The 15,006-nt window shown below is 70.2% G+C and carries 12 protein-coding genes and 2 pseudogenes; 4 read left to right on the top strand and 10 right to left on the bottom strand.

What is annotated here, in order from left to right:
- Positions 1-295: 295 nt before the first annotated feature.
- The 4 genes from AB0D59_RS29835 to AB0D59_RS29820 all read right to left on the bottom strand — a co-directional run bounded on the left by AB0D59_RS29835 (position 296) and on the right by AB0D59_RS29820 (position 3,600).
- Positions 296-526: a VOC family protein gene (locus AB0D59_RS29835; protein WP_362571742.1), complete on the bottom strand. Its 231-nt coding sequence runs from the start codon at positions 524-526 to the stop codon at positions 296-298.
- A 236-nt stretch (positions 527-762) separates the two neighbouring features.
- Positions 763-1,050 carry a pyridoxal-phosphate dependent enzyme gene (locus tag AB0D59_RS29830; RefSeq protein ID WP_362571739.1) on the bottom strand — a complete coding sequence of 96 codons (288 nt, stop codon included), beginning with the start codon at positions 1,048-1,050 and terminating at the stop codon, positions 763-765.
- A 217-nt stretch (positions 1,051-1,267) separates the two neighbouring features.
- Positions 1,268-1,954 carry a response regulator gene (locus AB0D59_RS29825; protein ID WP_362571736.1) on the bottom strand — a complete coding sequence of 229 codons (687 nt, stop codon included), beginning with the start codon at positions 1,952-1,954 and terminating at the stop codon, positions 1,268-1,270.
- Positions 1,951-3,600: an ATP-binding protein gene (locus AB0D59_RS29820; RefSeq protein ID WP_362571733.1), complete on the bottom strand. Its 1,650-nt coding sequence runs from the start codon at positions 3,598-3,600 to the stop codon at positions 1,951-1,953. The genes AB0D59_RS29825 and AB0D59_RS29820 overlap by 4 nt, the downstream gene beginning before the upstream one ends.
- Positions 3,601-3,698: 98 nt before the next feature.
- On the opposite strand from AB0D59_RS29820, the gene AB0D59_RS29815 reads away from it, so the two are divergent.
- Positions 3,699-4,700 carry a tripartite tricarboxylate transporter substrate binding protein gene (locus tag AB0D59_RS29815; RefSeq protein ID WP_362571731.1) on the top strand — a complete coding sequence of 334 codons (1,002 nt, stop codon included), beginning with the start codon at positions 3,699-3,701 and terminating at the stop codon, positions 4,698-4,700.
- A gap of 106 nt (positions 4,701-4,806) precedes the next feature.
- Entirely contained in the window at positions 4,807-6,249 is a 1,443-nt protein-coding gene (locus AB0D59_RS29810; protein WP_362571729.1) for a gluconate:H+ symporter, read from the top strand.
- A gap of 193 nt (positions 6,250-6,442) precedes the next feature.
- Here AB0D59_RS29810 and nrfD read toward each other — a convergent pair whose 3' ends face one another.
- The 6 genes from nrfD to AB0D59_RS29780 form a co-directional block, all read right to left on the bottom strand.
- Positions 6,443-7,423, bottom strand: coding sequence for an NrfD/PsrC family molybdoenzyme membrane anchor subunit (gene nrfD / locus AB0D59_RS29805; protein WP_362571726.1), 981 nt, complete (start codon positions 7,421-7,423; stop codon positions 6,443-6,445).
- Positions 7,420-8,331, bottom strand: a complete 912-nt coding sequence (locus AB0D59_RS29800) for a 4Fe-4S dicluster domain-containing protein (RefSeq protein WP_362571724.1) — start codon at positions 8,329-8,331, stop codon at positions 7,420-7,422. The genes nrfD and AB0D59_RS29800 overlap by 4 nt, the downstream gene beginning before the upstream one ends.
- Complete coding sequence (gene fdh, locus AB0D59_RS29795) at positions 8,328-11,573, bottom strand: formate dehydrogenase (protein ID WP_362571721.1); 3,246 nt, start codon at positions 11,571-11,573, stop codon at positions 8,328-8,330. Before fdh ends, AB0D59_RS29800 begins: the two co-directional genes overlap by 4 nt.
- Positions 11,574-12,122: 549 nt before the next feature.
- A complete protein-coding gene (locus AB0D59_RS29790; protein ID WP_362571718.1) occupies positions 12,123-12,401 on the bottom strand; it encodes a GlsB/YeaQ/YmgE family stress response membrane protein in 279 nt (92 codons plus the stop codon).
- A gap of 310 nt (positions 12,402-12,711) precedes the next feature.
- A complete protein-coding gene (locus AB0D59_RS29785) occupies positions 12,712-13,503 on the bottom strand; it encodes a hypothetical protein (RefSeq protein WP_362571715.1) in 792 nt (263 codons plus the stop codon).
- A gap of 297 nt (positions 13,504-13,800) precedes the next feature.
- Positions 13,801-14,112 carry a DUF3040 domain-containing protein gene (locus AB0D59_RS29780; RefSeq protein WP_362571713.1) on the bottom strand — a complete coding sequence of 104 codons (312 nt, stop codon included), beginning with the start codon at positions 14,110-14,112 and terminating at the stop codon, positions 13,801-13,803.
- Between the two features lie 291 nt (positions 14,113-14,403).
- Between AB0D59_RS29780 and AB0D59_RS29775 the strand changes: the two are divergent.
- Both AB0D59_RS29775 and AB0D59_RS29770 read left to right on the top strand, forming a co-directional pair.
- Positions 14,404-14,589, top strand: a pseudogene (locus tag AB0D59_RS29775) (cyclase); the annotation flags it as partial.
- 97 nt (positions 14,590-14,686) lie between these two features.
- Positions 14,687-14,815 (top strand): annotated as a pseudogene (locus AB0D59_RS29770) (IS5/IS1182 family transposase); the annotation flags it as partial.
- Positions 14,816-15,006: the final 191 nt, after the last annotated feature.

Genomic DNA, 15,006 nt, shown 5'->3' with positions numbered 1-15,006 from the left:
GAGGGCACGCCGTCTGCCCGGGCGGACGGAGCGGTGACGGGCAGCGCGGCGGCGAGCAACGCTCCGGTCGTCAGTGCGGTGGTTCGAAAGCGTCTCATTCCGAACTCCTCGTGGTTCAGGGTCGGAAGATGACCTGCCCCGCCAGGCGATTCCCGCGGGTGTTGATCGCCCGGCTGCGGCCGGCCATTCACCTGGACGGAGAATGGCCGCGCCGCAGGGGCGTCACCGGCCAGGCGCGGGGACAGGCCACTCCGGGGACCGGCACATGAGCGGACAGGGCTCATGTGCCGGAGTGTCAGGACCGGGCGGGGACGCAGAACTCGTTGTCCTCGGGGTCGGCGCGGACCGTCCACGGCACGTCGCCCTGGCCCGCGTCGGCGGGCGTCGCGCCGAGGGCCTGGAGGCGCGCGAGCCAGCTCCGCCTGATGGGCGGCAGAGGTGGCAGCAAGACCGAGGTGTGTACGGCTCTTTGTTGTCGTCCGGGTTCCGGGACGGTGACGACGTCGATGCCGACGGTGATGCACACAAGGGGCCTCGGGGTGATCTTGAAGCCTTGAGTGGCTTACCCACCACTGAACGCGGGTTCTCCGCCCGGCGAGGCTTTGGCTTGGACTTGGGCGAACCGGAGTCCGGGGCGATGAGCGGCGGGAGCGGCGGGGCAGGTCCCGTTCCTTCCCGGGGCGGCTGCGCTCGGGACTCGGCGGAGCTCGTCCCGATCGATCGAGTGGGCCTCGCTGTCGTCGTCGAACACCGTCACCCCGTCTATGCCGGGAACACCGACAGCTCACCGTCGAAGCGTTCGACGGCCTCGGCATGGCCGAAGAGTCCGGCGAGGCCGCCGGTGTGCCAGAAGACGGTCGTCTGGCCGGGTGTGATGGTGCCGTCCTTGACCGCGGCCAGGAGTCCGGCCATGGCCCGTCCTGTGTAGACAGGATCGAGTGCGATGCCTTCGGTGCGGGCCACGAGTTTCAGAGCCGCGGCGGTGGACTCGGTGAGTCGGCCGTAGCCGGAACCTACCTGGTCCGCGCGGATACGGAGCCGGTCCCGCACCGCGGAACCGCAAGGGACAGAGGCGGGGCCGGGGTCACGCGAGTTCCTCCCACAGGAGATTTCCAACTGATCACTCATCGTCAGTTGTCTTGCACCTCTTTGTCTACCGTGACCAGAGCCGTGACCAGAGCCGTGACCAGAGCCGTGACCAGAGCCGTCACCAGGGCCGTCACCAGAACCGTCACCCGACCGCGCGATCGCGGGGGATTCAGCTCTCTCACTCTCCTTGCCAGCCGTAGCGGCGCTCGGGCCGGCCGGCCGTGCCGTAGCGCAGGGAGACGTCGGCGGCGCCGGTGGTGTGGAAGTGCTCCAGGTAGCGGCGGGCGCTGACCCGGGAGATGCCGGTGGCGGTCGCGCACTCGGCGGCCGACAGGGTGCCGTCCGAGTCGCGCAGGGCGCCTCTGACTAGGTCGGCGGTCTCCACACTCAGGCCTTTAGGGAGCGTGGTGCCCGCCGTGGGGGCAGGCCCGCCCGACAACAGGCGGTCGATGTCGGCCTGGCCGCGAACCACCGTGGTGAGCAGGCGGCCGCGTCGGGCGGCGTACCGCTCCAGGCGGGGCTGCAGGTCCTCGTAGTCGAAGGGTTTGAGCAGGTAGTCGACCACGCCGTGGCGGAGGGCGCCGCGCACCGTGTCGGCCTCGCGGGCGGCGCTGATGACGATGACGTCGCAGTCGTGGCCGGCGGTGCGCAGCCTCGGGATGACGTCCAGGCCGAAGAGGTCGGGCAGATAGAGGTCGAGGAGGACGAGGTCCGGGCGCAACTCGTCGACCGCGGTGACGGCCTGCTCGCCGGTGCCTGCCGTGCCGACGACTCTGAAAGGCGGCACCCGTTCGACGAAGGTCCGGTGGACCCTGGCCACCATGAAGTCGTCGTCGACGACGAGAACGTCGATCGTGCCGGTCATCGGGTTGCTCCTTGCTGCATTGCTTCGGCGGGTCGGCTCACTGACATGCGGGCCGTGAACCGGGCGCCGTCGGCGGTGTTGGTCACGGTGATCTCCCCGCCGCGCCGCTCGCAGACGAGCTGGGTGAGAGCGAGGCCGATGCCCCGCTCGCCTTCGGCGGCGGCTTTGGTCGTGAAGCCGTGGCGGAAGACCTCCTGGGCCAGAGCGGGGGCGATCCCGGGGCCGGAGTCGCACACCACGATCTCCACGCTGGACGTGTCCTGCCTGAGCTCGACCTCGACCCAGGGCTCCTGGGCGCCGGAGTCGCTCCCGGCGGCCGCGTCGATGGCGTTGTCGAGAAGGTTGCCGACCACGGTCGCCACGTCGGCGGAGTCCTCGGGGTCAAGCCGGCCGAGAGACGTGTGGTCCGAGATTCTGAGCGTGATCTTCCGTTCGGCTGCGAGGGAGTACTTCGCCATGAGGAGGGCGGCGACCGTGGGTTCGTGCACGCGGCGGCTGAGCGTCATGTCCAGGGACTGGCGGCGGCGGGTGAGCGCGCGAACGTAATGCACGACTTCGTCCTGCTCGCCGATCTGGATCAGGCCGGAGATGGTGTGCAGCTGGTTCGCGAATTCGTGGGCCTGGGCCCTCAGCGACTCCGACGTGCTGCGGAAGGAGCCGATCTCGCGCTCCAGCCGGGCCAGCTCGGTGCGGTCCCGCAGTGTGGTGACCGAGCCGAGCAGGCGGTCGTTCTTCGTGACGGTCATCCTGTTCATCACGAGCACGCGTTCGCGTCGTATGACTACTTCGTCGGGTCTGTTCTCCGGTGCGGACCCTGCACCGGAGAGCACGTCCCGCAGGCGGCCGTCGATGCCCAGCTCGTCCAGCGTCCTGCCCACGCACTCCTCGGGCAGGTCGAGCAGTTGTCTGCCCACCTCGTTCACGAGGGTGAGACGCTGCTGCGGGTCCAGAGCGACGACGCCTTCGGCGATCCCGTACAGCATGGCCTCGCGGTGTTCGGCGAGCCCGGTGATCTCACGCGGCTCCAGCCCCAGCGTCTGCCGCTTGACCCGGCGAGCCAGCAGCCAGGAGCCGGCCAGGCCGAGCCCGCTGGCGATGCCGAGGTAGGCGAGAAGATACGAGGACGCCCCGCTGAGCCGCTGCCACACGGTCGGAGACGCCTCCCCGATCATGACCGTGCCCAGTGTCTGCCCCAGATCGCCGCTCGCCGCACCGAGCACCGGCACCTGGGCCACCAACTCGTGACTGCCGTCCCAGGTGAGGGAACCGGACCAGCCGCGGCCACGGGCCACACCCGGTCCCTGGGCCAGCCGGTCGCCTATGACCGTGGGATTGGTGGAGCTGACGATGCGCCCGGAGCCGTCGGCGACGGTCACGGAGGTGACCCCGGACTGCACCAGAGTGGAATGCGTCAACGGAGCCAGTGCTTCTCCCGACGCCGGCCGGGGGAGCTCGTTGCGTACCAGCGGATTGGCGGCCAGCTGCTCGGCCAGCGCGCCGACACGCCGGCCCTCGACCCGGTTGAAGGTGGCCTCCGACTGGGCGAGCGAGACCGCCGCGACCGCCAGCAGCACCACCACGACGATGGCGAGCTGCAGCACAAGCATCTCGCCCGCGAGGGTATGGCGACGAAAACTGGTGACCACAACGAACTCAATCTCTACTGCTGACACAAACTGTGCGGCTCGCACCACGGGCCGCACAATCATGACGTCCATCCCGACGGCTGCGAAAGAGAGGTGCCATGAGAGGTCGCTCGCACGCCCACCGAGGCACCCTCCTCGCGTTGTCGCTGTTCCTCAGCACCGCGTGCCAGGCGCTGCCCGGCGGCGGGGAGCCGACCGACACCGGACTGCGGATCATGGTCCCGAACACTCCCGGTGGTGGATACGACACCACTGCTCGCACGGCGGCCAAGGTGATGCAGGAGATCGGTGTGGACTCCGACGTGCAGGTCTTCAACCTGCCGGGGGCCGGCGGCACGGTCGGCCTGCAACGCGTCGTGAACGAGCGGGGCAACGGTCGGCTCGCCCTGCAGATGGGCCTGGGCGTGGTCGGCGCGTCGCACGTGGCGCATGCGAGGGTGACCGTCACGCAGACCACGCCTCTCGCCCGGCTGGTCGACGAGCCCGGTGCGGTCGTCGTGCGCGGGGACTCGCCCTACCGGTCGATCGACGACCTGGTCACCACCTGGAAGAGGAGCCCGGCACGGCTGACCGTCGGCGGCGGATCCTCGCCCGGAGGACCGGACGACCTGCTGTCCCTGGAGCTGGCGAGGGCCGTCGGCGTCAGCCCACAGCGGGTCGACTACGTCGCCCACCAAGGCGGCGGAGGTGACCTGCTGCCCGCTCTCCTCGACGGGAAGGTCGACTTCGCCACCACTGGGATCGGTGAGTTCCTCGACCAGATCGACGCCGGCCAGCTCAGGGTCCTCGCGGTGACGAGCGAGAAACCGATCGACGCCCTGCCCGGAGTTCCGACGCTGAAAGCCAAGGGCATCGACGTGGTTTTCAGCAACTGGCGCGGAATCGTGGCCCCGCCCGGCATCACCGCCGCCGACAGGAAGCGTTGGATCGACGCGCTGACCTCGATGCACGCGTCCAAGCAGTGGAAAGCGGCCGTCCGCCGGCACGGCTGGACCGACGCGTTCGCCGTCGGCGGCGCCTTCGGAACGTTCCTGTCCCAACAGGACACGTCGGTCGGTCGTCTCGTCACGGATCTCGGACTGAACCGACCGGTCCACTGACCGGTCGTCCCTGACCGCCGGCCGCAGGGCGCGCCGCCACGCGATCACCCCTGCCCCGCACCTCAACTCGCCGTGCCCCTCACCTTCCCCGTCGAAAGGCATCCGCATGACCTCGCACACCTGGTGGCTGCTGCTCATCCTGACCGTAGCGATCGCTGCCTTGATCTACCTCATCAACTCCCGCCTGCGCGTCCACCCGTTCGTCGCGCTGATCGTCGTCACCGTGGGTACCGGTCTGGCGGCCGGTGAGCCTGTCGACAAACTGACCGGATCCATCGAGGACGGCGCCGGCGGCACCCTCGGCGACGTGGGGATCACCCTCGCCCTGGGCGCCATGCTCGGCCGTCTGCTGTCCGACTCCGGCGCCACCGACGCCATCGCCCGTGCTCTGGTCGACCGTTCCAGCACCCGCAGGTTGCCCTGGCTGGTCGCGGCCGCCGCGTTCGTCATCGGTGTCCCGATGTTCTTCGAGGTCGGCCTGATCGTGATGTTGCCGCTGATCTTCAGTGTGGCGCGCAGGCTGGAGGCCCAGGGCGGTACGAAGGGTTCCCCGTACGTGCTGCTCGGCGTGCCGGCCATCGCCGCCCTGTCGACGCTGCACGGCATGCTGCCGCCGCACCCCGGACCGCTCACCGCTGTGACGGGTCTGCACGCCGACCTCGGCCTCACCATGGTCGTCGGCTTCGTCTGCGCCGTCCCGACCGTGATCCTGGCCGGTCCCGTCTACGCCCGGTGGATCGCTCCCCGTCTCCCCGACGTCCGCCCGGACGCCGCGCTCGTCGCGCAGTTCACCGGCACCGGGCGGCGTCCCGAGAAGGAGCCGGCGGCCACCACGACGGCCGGCGGCCCTGGAGCACAACTGCGTAACGACATCGAAGCGCGGCCCCACGTGCCGACCACCCTGGCCGTCACCGCGGTGCTCGTCCCCGTCGCCCTCATGCTGCTGCGCACCCTCGCCGAAACGGTGCTCGACGAGACCGACCCGGCGCGCTCCGTGCTGACTTTCGGCGGCGAACCCGTCGTCGCCATGCTCGCGGGACTCCTCTTCGCCCTTGCCCTGACCGCCCTCGGCACCGGGCGGCCCGGCGAGGAGGTCCGTGAGTCTCTGACGGACAGCCTCAAGTCCGTCGCCGTGATCCTGCTCATCATCGGTGGCGGAGGCGCGTTCAAACAGGTTCTCCAGGACTCCGGCATCGGCGACGCGATCGCCTCCGCCGCCAAGGGGGCGCATCTCAACGTCATCCTGCTCGGCTGGCTGATCGCCCTGCTGCTGTCGCTGACCACCGGCTCCGCCACCGTCGGCATCGTCTCCGCCACCGGCATTGTCGCCCCTCTGATCGCCGGGGGAGGCCTTGAGGCGTCGCTGCTCGTGGTGGCCATCGGGGCAGGTTCCCTCGGACTGAACTACGTCAACCACGCCGGATTCTGGCTGGTCAAGGAGTCCTTCGGCATGGACCTCGCCCAGGCCGCGAAGACACAGACCGTGGTGCAGACGCTGGTCAGTGTCCTTGGCCTGGGCATGGCGCTCCTGCTGTCCGTCTTCGCATGACAGTCACTCCAGGGGCGCCCGGGGCGGCTGTCGATGACATTTCAGCCCGAGTGCTGACGGCACTGCCTCGCACACGGATCACGACCCGGTGAGCAGGGCCACGCCGCCCCACTCACGGTGAGCCCCCGGCGGCGGCTGTGGCGTCCCACCCGCCCCTCAGCTCCCCGCGCCCGGCGTGACGCCACCAGCCCCCTCAGCTCTCAGCCTCGTCGGACGGTTTCGCGGCGGCGAGTTGGGGTGCGACCGTGTACTTCGGGTCCTCGGCCGAGGCCACTCCTGCCGCGAAGATGCCGAAGCGGGTGCAGGCCGAGCCCGCGAGGAGGGCGAGGCCCGCGAGGACGGCCGCCGGGCGGCTGCGGTGGCCGAGCAGCAGGCCGGTGGCGGCTCCTGTCGCGGTGAGCAGACGGGCGGTGCGCAGCAGGGTTCCGGCCTGGCCCTGGCGGTAGGTCTCCGCGACCATGCCGAGGCGCCGCTCGGCCGCCCGGGTCGCGACCTCCTCGGCGCCGGCGGCGAGCACCGCGGCGCAGCGCGCGGGTGCCGACTCGTGCACCGGACCGAGGAGCAGGGCCATGCCGGAGGCGGCGGCCGTCGCGGAGGCGGCGAACACGTAGGGCAGTTCGCGGTGCGCGCCGTGCCAGGCGGGGACGGCGGTGTCCGCCGCCAGGACGGCCGTGTACGAGGCGACGGCCGGTCCGAGCAGCGCCGCCGCCGCGGTCGCCGCCGCCCCGGCCCTGGGCAGCCGCCCGGTGACGGCGGTGACAGCGGCTGTGCCGGCCGCCGGTCCGTAACCGGCCAGGAACCAGGAGCCCACACTCATGGGGGAGGTCGGCTTGAAGACGCGGAGCATGTTCGGGAACCGGCTCGGCACCCCGAGGTCGTGCACGAGCGCGGCGGCGGACAAGGAGACCGCGGCAAGCGAGGACACCTTCATCGCCGTGGCGGTGGTCGTACGTCCCGTGAGCTGGGCGCCCGCCGCGATCACGGAGCCTGCACCGGCGAGCCCGCCCAGGAAGAAGTACCCGGCGATGTCCCGGGCGCCCCAGGACGGTGCCTTGATGACTGGACGTCCGTAGTACGACTCGAACTCGGCGCGCGGGACCATGAGTTGTTCCCCACGGCGCTTTCGGGGCTCCCGGCGCACGTCCTGCCCGGAGCCGTTCGCGGAGTCGCTCATCGGGTCGCCTTCCTGCGCAGTAGTTCGGGCAGCGCGAAGGAGACGGCGAAGGCTCCGGCCAGGGAGAGGGCCGCCGCACCGGCGTGCTTCCACATCGTGGGGAGGTCGCGGGTGGTGACGACCGGGTTCGGGGGCAGCCCGTAGACCTCGGGCTCGTCGAGGAGCAGGAAGAACGCACCGTCGCCGCCGACGCCGTCATCGGGCTCGTGCCCGTACAGCCGTGCGCCGTCCACGCCCGCCGCGTGCAGTTGGTCCACGCGCAGCGCGGCTCGTTCGCGCAGTTCGTCCAGTGGGCCGAACTGGATGGACTCGGTCGGACAGGCTTTGGCGCAGGCGGGCTCCTGGCCGGCGCCGAGCCGGTCGTAGCACATGGTGCACTTGAACGCCCGCCCGTCCTCGGGGCGTTGTTCGATGACGCCGTACGGGCAGGCGGGTACGCAGTAGCCGCAGCCGTTGCAGACGTCTTCCTGGACGACGACCGTGCCGAACTCGGTCCGGAAGAGGGAGCCGGTGGGGCAGACGTCGAGGCAGGCGGCGTGGGTGCAGTGTTTGCACACGTCGGACGACATCAGCCAGCGCATTTCCCCGGGCTCGGCGGAAGGCTCGGACTCGGCTTCGGCCAGGGGAAGTCGGGTACGTCCGTCCGGCGCCGGGACCTGCTGTTCGATGAAGGCGACATGGCGCCAGCTGGAGGCGCCGAGTCCCTGGGTGTTGTCGTAGCTCATGCCGGTGAGGGAAAGGCCGTCCTCCGGGATGGCGTTCCACTCTTTGCAGGCGACCTCGCAGGCCTTGCAGCCGATGCAGACGGAGGTGTCGGTGAAGAAGCCGACACGGGGCGGGGGTTCGGGATGTCCTGCATCGCGTGCGGGGTCGGGCTCGATGCCGCTGAGCAGGTGACGGTCGGTCATTTCCTGGTCTCCGTCCCTGTGTCGGCGGTGATGCCCGCCCGGCTGCGGTATTCGGCGACCAGCTTCGGCAGGTCGGGCCCGCGGGGTCGGCGGCCCGGGCGGATGTCGGCGGTGAGCGCCTTGTCCTCCTGGATATGGGCGTTGGGGTCGAGGGCGATCGCGACGAGTTCGTTGGCCGCGTCGCCGGTGGCCACGCCGTTGGGTCCCCAGTGGAACGGCAGCCCGATCTGGTGGATCGTCCGGCCGTGCACCGTGAGGGGGGTGATCCGGGCGGTGACCATGACGCGGGCCTCGACGGCGTTGCGGGCCGTGACGATGGTGGCCCATCCCAGGTGCTCAAGGCCGCGCTCGGCGGCCAGTTGGGGGGAGACCTCGCAGAAGAACTCCGGCTGGAGTTCGGAGAGATACGGCGACCAGCGGCTCATACCGCCCGCCGTGAAGTGCTCGGTGAGGCGGTGCGTGGTGATGACGTAAGGGAAGACCTCGGCGCCTTTGTCGTCACCGCTCGGGTGATAGCGGTTGCCCTCCCGGGGCAGCAACTGGCGTACGGGGGAGCGCGGTGTGGAGGGATGGAGGGCGTTGGCGAAGGGGGAGTCCTGCGGTTCGTAGTGGGTCGGGAGCGGCCCGTCCTCCAAGCCGGCGGGCGCGTACAGCCAGCCCTTGCCGTCGGCCTGCATGATGAACGGGTCGTCGCCGCGCAGCGCATCGGGTCCGGTCGCGTCCTCGTCCGGTACGAAGCCGGGGGCGCGGTCGGGTACGAAGTCCGGGACGTCGTACCCGGTCCACTTCCCCTCGGCCTCGTCCCACCAGACGTACGCCTTGCGCTCGCTCCACGGAGTGCCGTCCGGGGCGGCCGACGCCCGGTTGTAGAGGACGCGGCGGTTGGCGGGCCACGCCCAGGCCCATTCGGCGGCCACCCAGTCCTGCTCGCTTCCGGGCCGGCGGCGGGCGGCCTGGTTGACACCGTCCGCGTACACCCCGCAGTAGATCCAGCAACCGCACCTCGTCGAGCCGTCGTCCTTGAGTTCGGTGTACGCCGAGAGCGGCGCCCCGCCCGGGCCGTGGCCGTTGATCTCGGCGAGCACGGCGGCGGCATCCGGTTCGGCCAGCGGGCCCTCGACGGGGTAGTCCCAGGTCAGATCCTGTACGGGCCGGTCCATCGGGTCGGTCGACGCGGCCAGCCGTTCCTTGATGCGGCGCCCCAGGTGGTACATGAACCACAGGTCGCTGCGGGCGTCGCCGTCGGGCTCGACGGCCGCGTGGTGCCACTGCAGCCATCGGTTGGTGTTGGTGAACGAGCCGTTCTTCTCGGTGTGGGCGGCCGCGGGGAAGAAGAACACCTCGGTGCCGATGTCCTCGGCGCGCAGTTCCCCGGTCTCGATCTCCGGGCCGTCCTGCCACCAGGTCGCCGACTCGATGAGGGAGAAGTCGCGTACGACGAGCCATTCCAGGTTGGCCATCCCGAGCCGTTGGAGTCGTGTGTTGGCGGAGCCGACCGCGGGGTTCTCGCCCATCAGGAAGTAGCCCTTGCACACTCCGTCCAGCTGGGCCATCACCGTGTCGTAGGTGGAGTGGGAGCCGGTCAGGCGGGGCAGGTGGTCGAAGCAGAAGTCGTTGGCGGCGGTGGCCGCGTCGCCGTAGTACGCCTTCAGGAGGCTCACGAAGTAGGCCCGCATCGTGCTCCAGAAGCCCTTGTCGGTGCGGCTGGCCTCGATGAAGGCGTCCAGGTCCTCGTGGGCGTGGGCGTGCGGCATGGGCAGGTAGCCGGGCAGCAGGTTGAACAGGGTGGGGATGTCGCTGGAGCCCTGGATGGAGGCGTGGCCGCGCAGGGCCTGGATGCCGCCGCCGGGGCGGCCGATGTTGCCGAGCAGCAGCTGGAGCACGCTCGCGGCGCGGATGTACTGGGCGCCGACCGAGTGCTGGGTCCAGCCGACCGCGTACACGAACGCGCTCGTCCGCTCGCGGCCCGAGTTGGCGGTCAGGTCCTCGCACACCTGGAGGAACTTCGCGCGCGGCACTCCGCAGACCTCCTCCACCAACTCCGGGGTGTAGCGGGCGTAGTGGCGCCTGAGGATCTGGTAGACGCAGCGCGGATGTCGCAGCGTCTCGTCCCGGGGCGGCCGGCCGGCGGTGCGGGCCCCGCCCGAGCCGTGCGCCTCCGGACCGCCGGAGCCGTGAACGCGCTCCTCGTACTGCTCGTCGACCTCGCCGGTGGGCTGCTGCACCTCGACGCCCTCGTACTGCCAGCTGGAGGGGTCGTAGTGGTGCTTGTCCTCGTCCAGCCCGGAGAAGACGCCGTCGAGGTCCTCGGTGTCGCGGAAGTCCTCGCTCACCAGGGTGGCGGCGTTGGTGTAGGCGAGGACGTACTCGCGGAAGTCCTTCTCCTCGGTCAGGACGTGGTTGATGATCGCGCCGAGGAACGCGATGTCGCTGCCGGCCCGGATCGGGACATGCAGGTCGGCCAGCGCGCTGGTGCGGGTGAACCGCGGGTCCACGTGGATGACCCGGGCGCCGCGCGCCTTGGCCTCCATCACCCACTGGAAGCCGACGGGGTGGGCCTCGGCGAAGTTGGAGCCCTGGATGACGATGCAGTCGGAGTGCTGGAGGTCCTGCATGAAGGTGGTGGCACCGCCCCGCCCGAAGGAGGTGCCGAGCCCGGCGACCGTGGAGCTGTGGCAGACCCGGGCCTGGTTCTCCACCTGGACCACGCCGAGGCCGGTCAGCAGCTTCTTGATGAGGTAGTTCTCCTCGTTGTCGAGGGTCGCGCCGCCGAGACTGGCGATGCCGAGGGTGCGCGCGGTGCGCAGTCCCTCGGACTCCCACTCCCAGGTCCGGCGCCGTGTCTCGATCACCCGGTCGGCCACCATGTCCATGGCGGTCTCCAGGTCCAGGGGCTCCCAGTCGGTGGCGTACGGCCGCCGGTACAGCACCTCGTGGCGGCGGGCCGAGCCGGTGGTGAGCTGGAGTGTGGCCGAACCCTTGGGACACAGGCGGCCCCGGCTGATGGGCGAGTCCGGGTCGCCCTCGATCTGGACGACCTTGTCGTCCTTGACGTAGACCTGCTGGCCGCAGCCCACCGCGCAGTAGGGACATACAGAACGCACCACCCTGTCGGCGGTGTCCGTGCGCGGCCTGAGGTGTTCGGTGCGCGCCGACATGGCGGCCCGTCCCCGGCCCAGCGGGTCGGATCCGGTCAGCTGACGGAAGGCGGGCCAGTCGCTGATCCACGTACGCACACCCATGGTGTGTCCTTTCGGCGGCCGGGATGCCCGGCGGCGTTGGTGGGTGTCACTCCCAGACTGGCCCACCGGGACGGGTACGGCGCGCGGGGTGTCAGCCGGACGGTCCCTCGGACACGGGATGGTCGGATCGGGATCTCCGCAGCCAGGGGATCCAGGTCGGCCCGTTCCGGATGTGTCCCCGTGGGGCCTCCCGGGGTCCGGCTGCTCGTCCTCGGCCTTCCGCGGCGCGTCACAGCCGGACTTCCAGGGTTTCTCGCCGCCGCCCGTCCGCTGGTCGGGCATGTTCGTGAACACCGGTCCGATCCGCCCCGCTCTGTCGTTCCCGGGATCCTTCGGACGGCGGTCGCTCACGGTGCTCTCCCTCTCGCGGCCAGGTGTGGTTCCGACCTCGGGTACCCGCCGCCGGTGTGGCTACGCAGGATCAGTGGAGTCTGCGGGGTCGCGGTACGGCAGGTGGCCGTTCGCGTCCGTTGGGGCACGGGGGCGCAGGTCATCCCAGCGTGAAGCCCTCGCGCACTGCGGCTGCGTAGCCGTTGTGCCTTCAGCGGGTCATGCGTGGCGGTGCGAGTGCCGGTTGCCGGTGACGAGGCGGTAGAGGAGGAGCAGGATGAGGGAGCCGACGATCGCGGCGATCCAGGTGGACAGGTCGAAGAACCCGTCGATGGAGTCGACGCCGAAGATCACCTTGCCGAGCCAGCCGCCGAGCAGACCGCCGACGATGCCGATGAGCATGGTGACGATGATGCCGCCGGGGTCCTTGCCCGGTATCAGGGCCTTGGCGATGGCGCCGGCGAGCAGGCCGATGATGATCCACGCGATGATGCCCATGGTGCGTCTCCGCTTCCTCGGATAAAGGCTGTGTCAGCTCATCGTGTGCACCGATCGGGCTCGAACAAACGTCCCGTCCGGGTCGCTCATGCCGGTTCCTGACCCGAGGGGGAGCGGACGGCGTCGTAATGCCCGGGGCTGGTTCGCACTTTCGCGGATGATCTGCACGGCCTCGAGAAGCCCCACAACGGCTCACATGAGAGCTACGCGGACGGCCCCACAGGAACTTCCCAGGACGAAAACGGAGACGTGCCCTGGGAGGCGTGCAGAGCCTGTCTGATGGGTCGTGGTGCGGGCGCTGAGCCCCAGGTCAGTGCAGGTCAACCTGGAACGCGTGACGGTGGTCGGCGGGGCAGGTGAAGATGCGCAGGTCTCCATAGCGGCCGACGATGACCCCTGTCTCGTCGTCGCTGGCCACGGTGAACAGGAGCGTCATGGCCGTGCCACAGTCACCGCAGCGAAAGGCTGTGGGGTGCGCCAGGTGCCAGGTCGGCCAGCCGCCGAGTTTCCAGCCCGCGAGGCGGGTGATGGCATCACCGCCGTCGCCGGTCTCGCGGACCAGTTCCTCGAGTCGCGGCCGGAGTTCCGCGGGCAGTTCCTCACGGAAAGGGAAGTCGGTCACGGGCTCGGTCGTGAGGGCACACGCGCGGGGCAGGTAGCCGTCCTCGTGATACCGCGAGGGCGACGGCGGAGTCGTCAACGGGCTGGTCACGTCAGCGGCCCGACGCCAGCGCACCTCAAGCACGGGGCTGACGTCGGCCTGCTGGACCGGAGGATCCCAGTGCTCATTGGGGCACCAAAGAATCTGCAAGAGGTCGATGCCGACGGGCCACCAGGGTCCCGGCGCGTCGCGCCGGAAGATCTGTGCGACCGGCACCATGGCCGTGGCAGGCGCGCCGACAGGGTCGGTCCCGTCGGGCAGGGAGCACTCGGGCCACGGTTCGTCACTCGGCCACAGCAGTGGCCCGCCGATCGAACTGTTCCGGTAGTCCGGTTCCGCCCGCTCGGGATGGAGTATGACTGCGTCGCGCGCGTGGGGAGCAAGTTCGGGAAGCACGGTGAGTATCGCTTCGAGCGTCGGTCTGGGGGTGCGGGTCATCATGCTTTCCGGTCCGGTGGTCGTAGATCGCTCGCAGCGTATCGGCCGACGGTGACAGCGCCGTGAGAGACGTACGCCCGCTCTTCGTACCTGGTCGCTACGGCCCGAATCCTTGAGCGCCGGAAAGGGAAGCCACGCCAGGAGCCGCAGCACCGCTTCCTGTACGAGACTCCGGCCGCTGAGATCGACGTAGCGGAACCCTCGACCGCAGCGGATCCGGGTGCTCCGGCCGGTAGATATCGCTGTCGAGCAACCGGACCCGCCGCCGTGAACCGCCGGGCCACGGCGCGGAGTTCACGATCATGGCCGGCCGCGGTCCTCGGTGCCGGTCGGACGGCGCAGCAGCCGGAAAGCCAACAGGAGGGTGACGGGCCACAGGGCGGCGAAGCACCACAGGACGGCGAGGTCGGAGGTCAGGATTCCCATGACGAGGAGGAGCAGTGAGGTACACGTCAGGGCGGCCACCGACAGGGGCAGCCACGGTCGGCCGCCCGGGTGGCGCATACACCGCACGAGACGGCGGTCCTCACTGAGCTCCGCTTCGATACGCCACAGGGCGACGCGTTCGTGCGACGTCAGTGCGATGCCATCGGGGTCATTGCGGTTTTCCACGGTGAGCGCCTCATTCGTCCCGGCCTGTGGCACAGGACCACTCCGCCTGTTCGGCAGGGGCGTCCTGCGTACTGGTGACCGGACGGGTTCCCCGCAGGAGCCGACCGACGCCTCCCAGCGGCCGGGTCGGGATTCCTCGGGCCGCTTCCCCGGGTACCCGGTGCCTCGCACCCGCCGCAGCGGAGTTCCCGCAGTTCATGGAAGGCGTCGAGGAGGTCAGGCAAACTCGACGGCCGGCACAACCGCCGGCACAACCACTGGACCACCAAGGTCAGCGGGGTCCGGCGCGAGTTCGACACCGAGATCGTCGACCAGCTGCTGGACGACCGGATCACCTGGCGATCTGTGGGAGGCGACACCTGGCAGAGCGGATCGGTCCGGTTCGAGCGGCTGGACGACACGCACACCCCGGTCGAGCTCACCATGGACGTCGAACCCACCGGTGCCGCCGAGAAGGCGCGGACGCGCGGGGCGTGATCGACCGGCGGGGGAAGGGGGATCTGCACCGAAGCAAGGACTGCGTGGAGCGCGAGGGCGGCGGCTGGGCGCTGCGCGTGGCCGAGTTCGGTTTCGGGTGCGCCTCCGTTGGCACGACGCCCTCGCGCGACCAGCGACTGGTTTCGGCAGCGCCGTCGACACCGCCCACACGTACCTGAACGCCGTCATCGGTCTGCGCGCGGACCGCCCGTCAGGGCTGCCGCGTGCCCGATGTGAGGGCGCGTGCGCTGGGGAGCCGCGCGACAGGGCTGAGGCCACGATTTGGGGGGTATTCGAAGCAGGTCAAGGCACGGTGTCCTGAGAAGGGGTGTCATGCCAGGCACGACGCAACGCATCAGGCAGCTCGGCGGGAGCCCTCAGGGGCGACGGCCGGCCGAACAGGCATGTAGAGCCGCT

This window comes from Streptomyces sp. NPDC048417, assembly GCF_040651615.1.
Lineage (GTDB): Bacteria > Actinomycetota > Actinomycetes > Streptomycetales > Streptomycetaceae > Streptomyces.
The sequence above is the reverse complement of the archived record's forward strand: the minus strand, read 5'-3'. Positions and strand labels throughout refer to the sequence as shown.

Coding starts and splice junctions, on each gene's coding strand:
- fdh (WP_362571721.1), bottom strand. CDS start 11,573: ATGGGTGTGCGTACGTGGATCAGCGACTGGCCCGCCTTCCGTCAGCTG.
- AB0D59_RS29815 (WP_362571731.1), top strand. CDS start 3,699: ATGAGAGGTCGCTCGCACGCCCACCGAGGCACCCTCCTCGCGTTGTCG.
- AB0D59_RS29800 (WP_362571724.1), bottom strand. CDS start 8,331: ATGACCGACCGTCACCTGCTCAGCGGCATCGAGCCCGACCCCGCACGC.
- AB0D59_RS29785 (WP_362571715.1), bottom strand. CDS start 13,503: ATGATGACCCGCACCCCCAGACCGACGCTCGAAGCGATACTCACCGTG.
- AB0D59_RS29790 (WP_362571718.1), bottom strand. CDS start 12,401: ATGGGCATCATCGCGTGGATCATCATCGGCCTGCTCGCCGGCGCCATC.
- nrfD (WP_362571726.1), bottom strand. CDS start 7,423: ATGAGCGACTCCGCGAACGGCTCCGGGCAGGACGTGCGCCGGGAGCCC.
- AB0D59_RS29810 (WP_362571729.1), top strand. CDS start 4,807: ATGACCTCGCACACCTGGTGGCTGCTGCTCATCCTGACCGTAGCGATC.
- AB0D59_RS29825 (WP_362571736.1), bottom strand. CDS start 1,954: ATGACCGGCACGATCGACGTTCTCGTCGTCGACGACGACTTCATGGTG.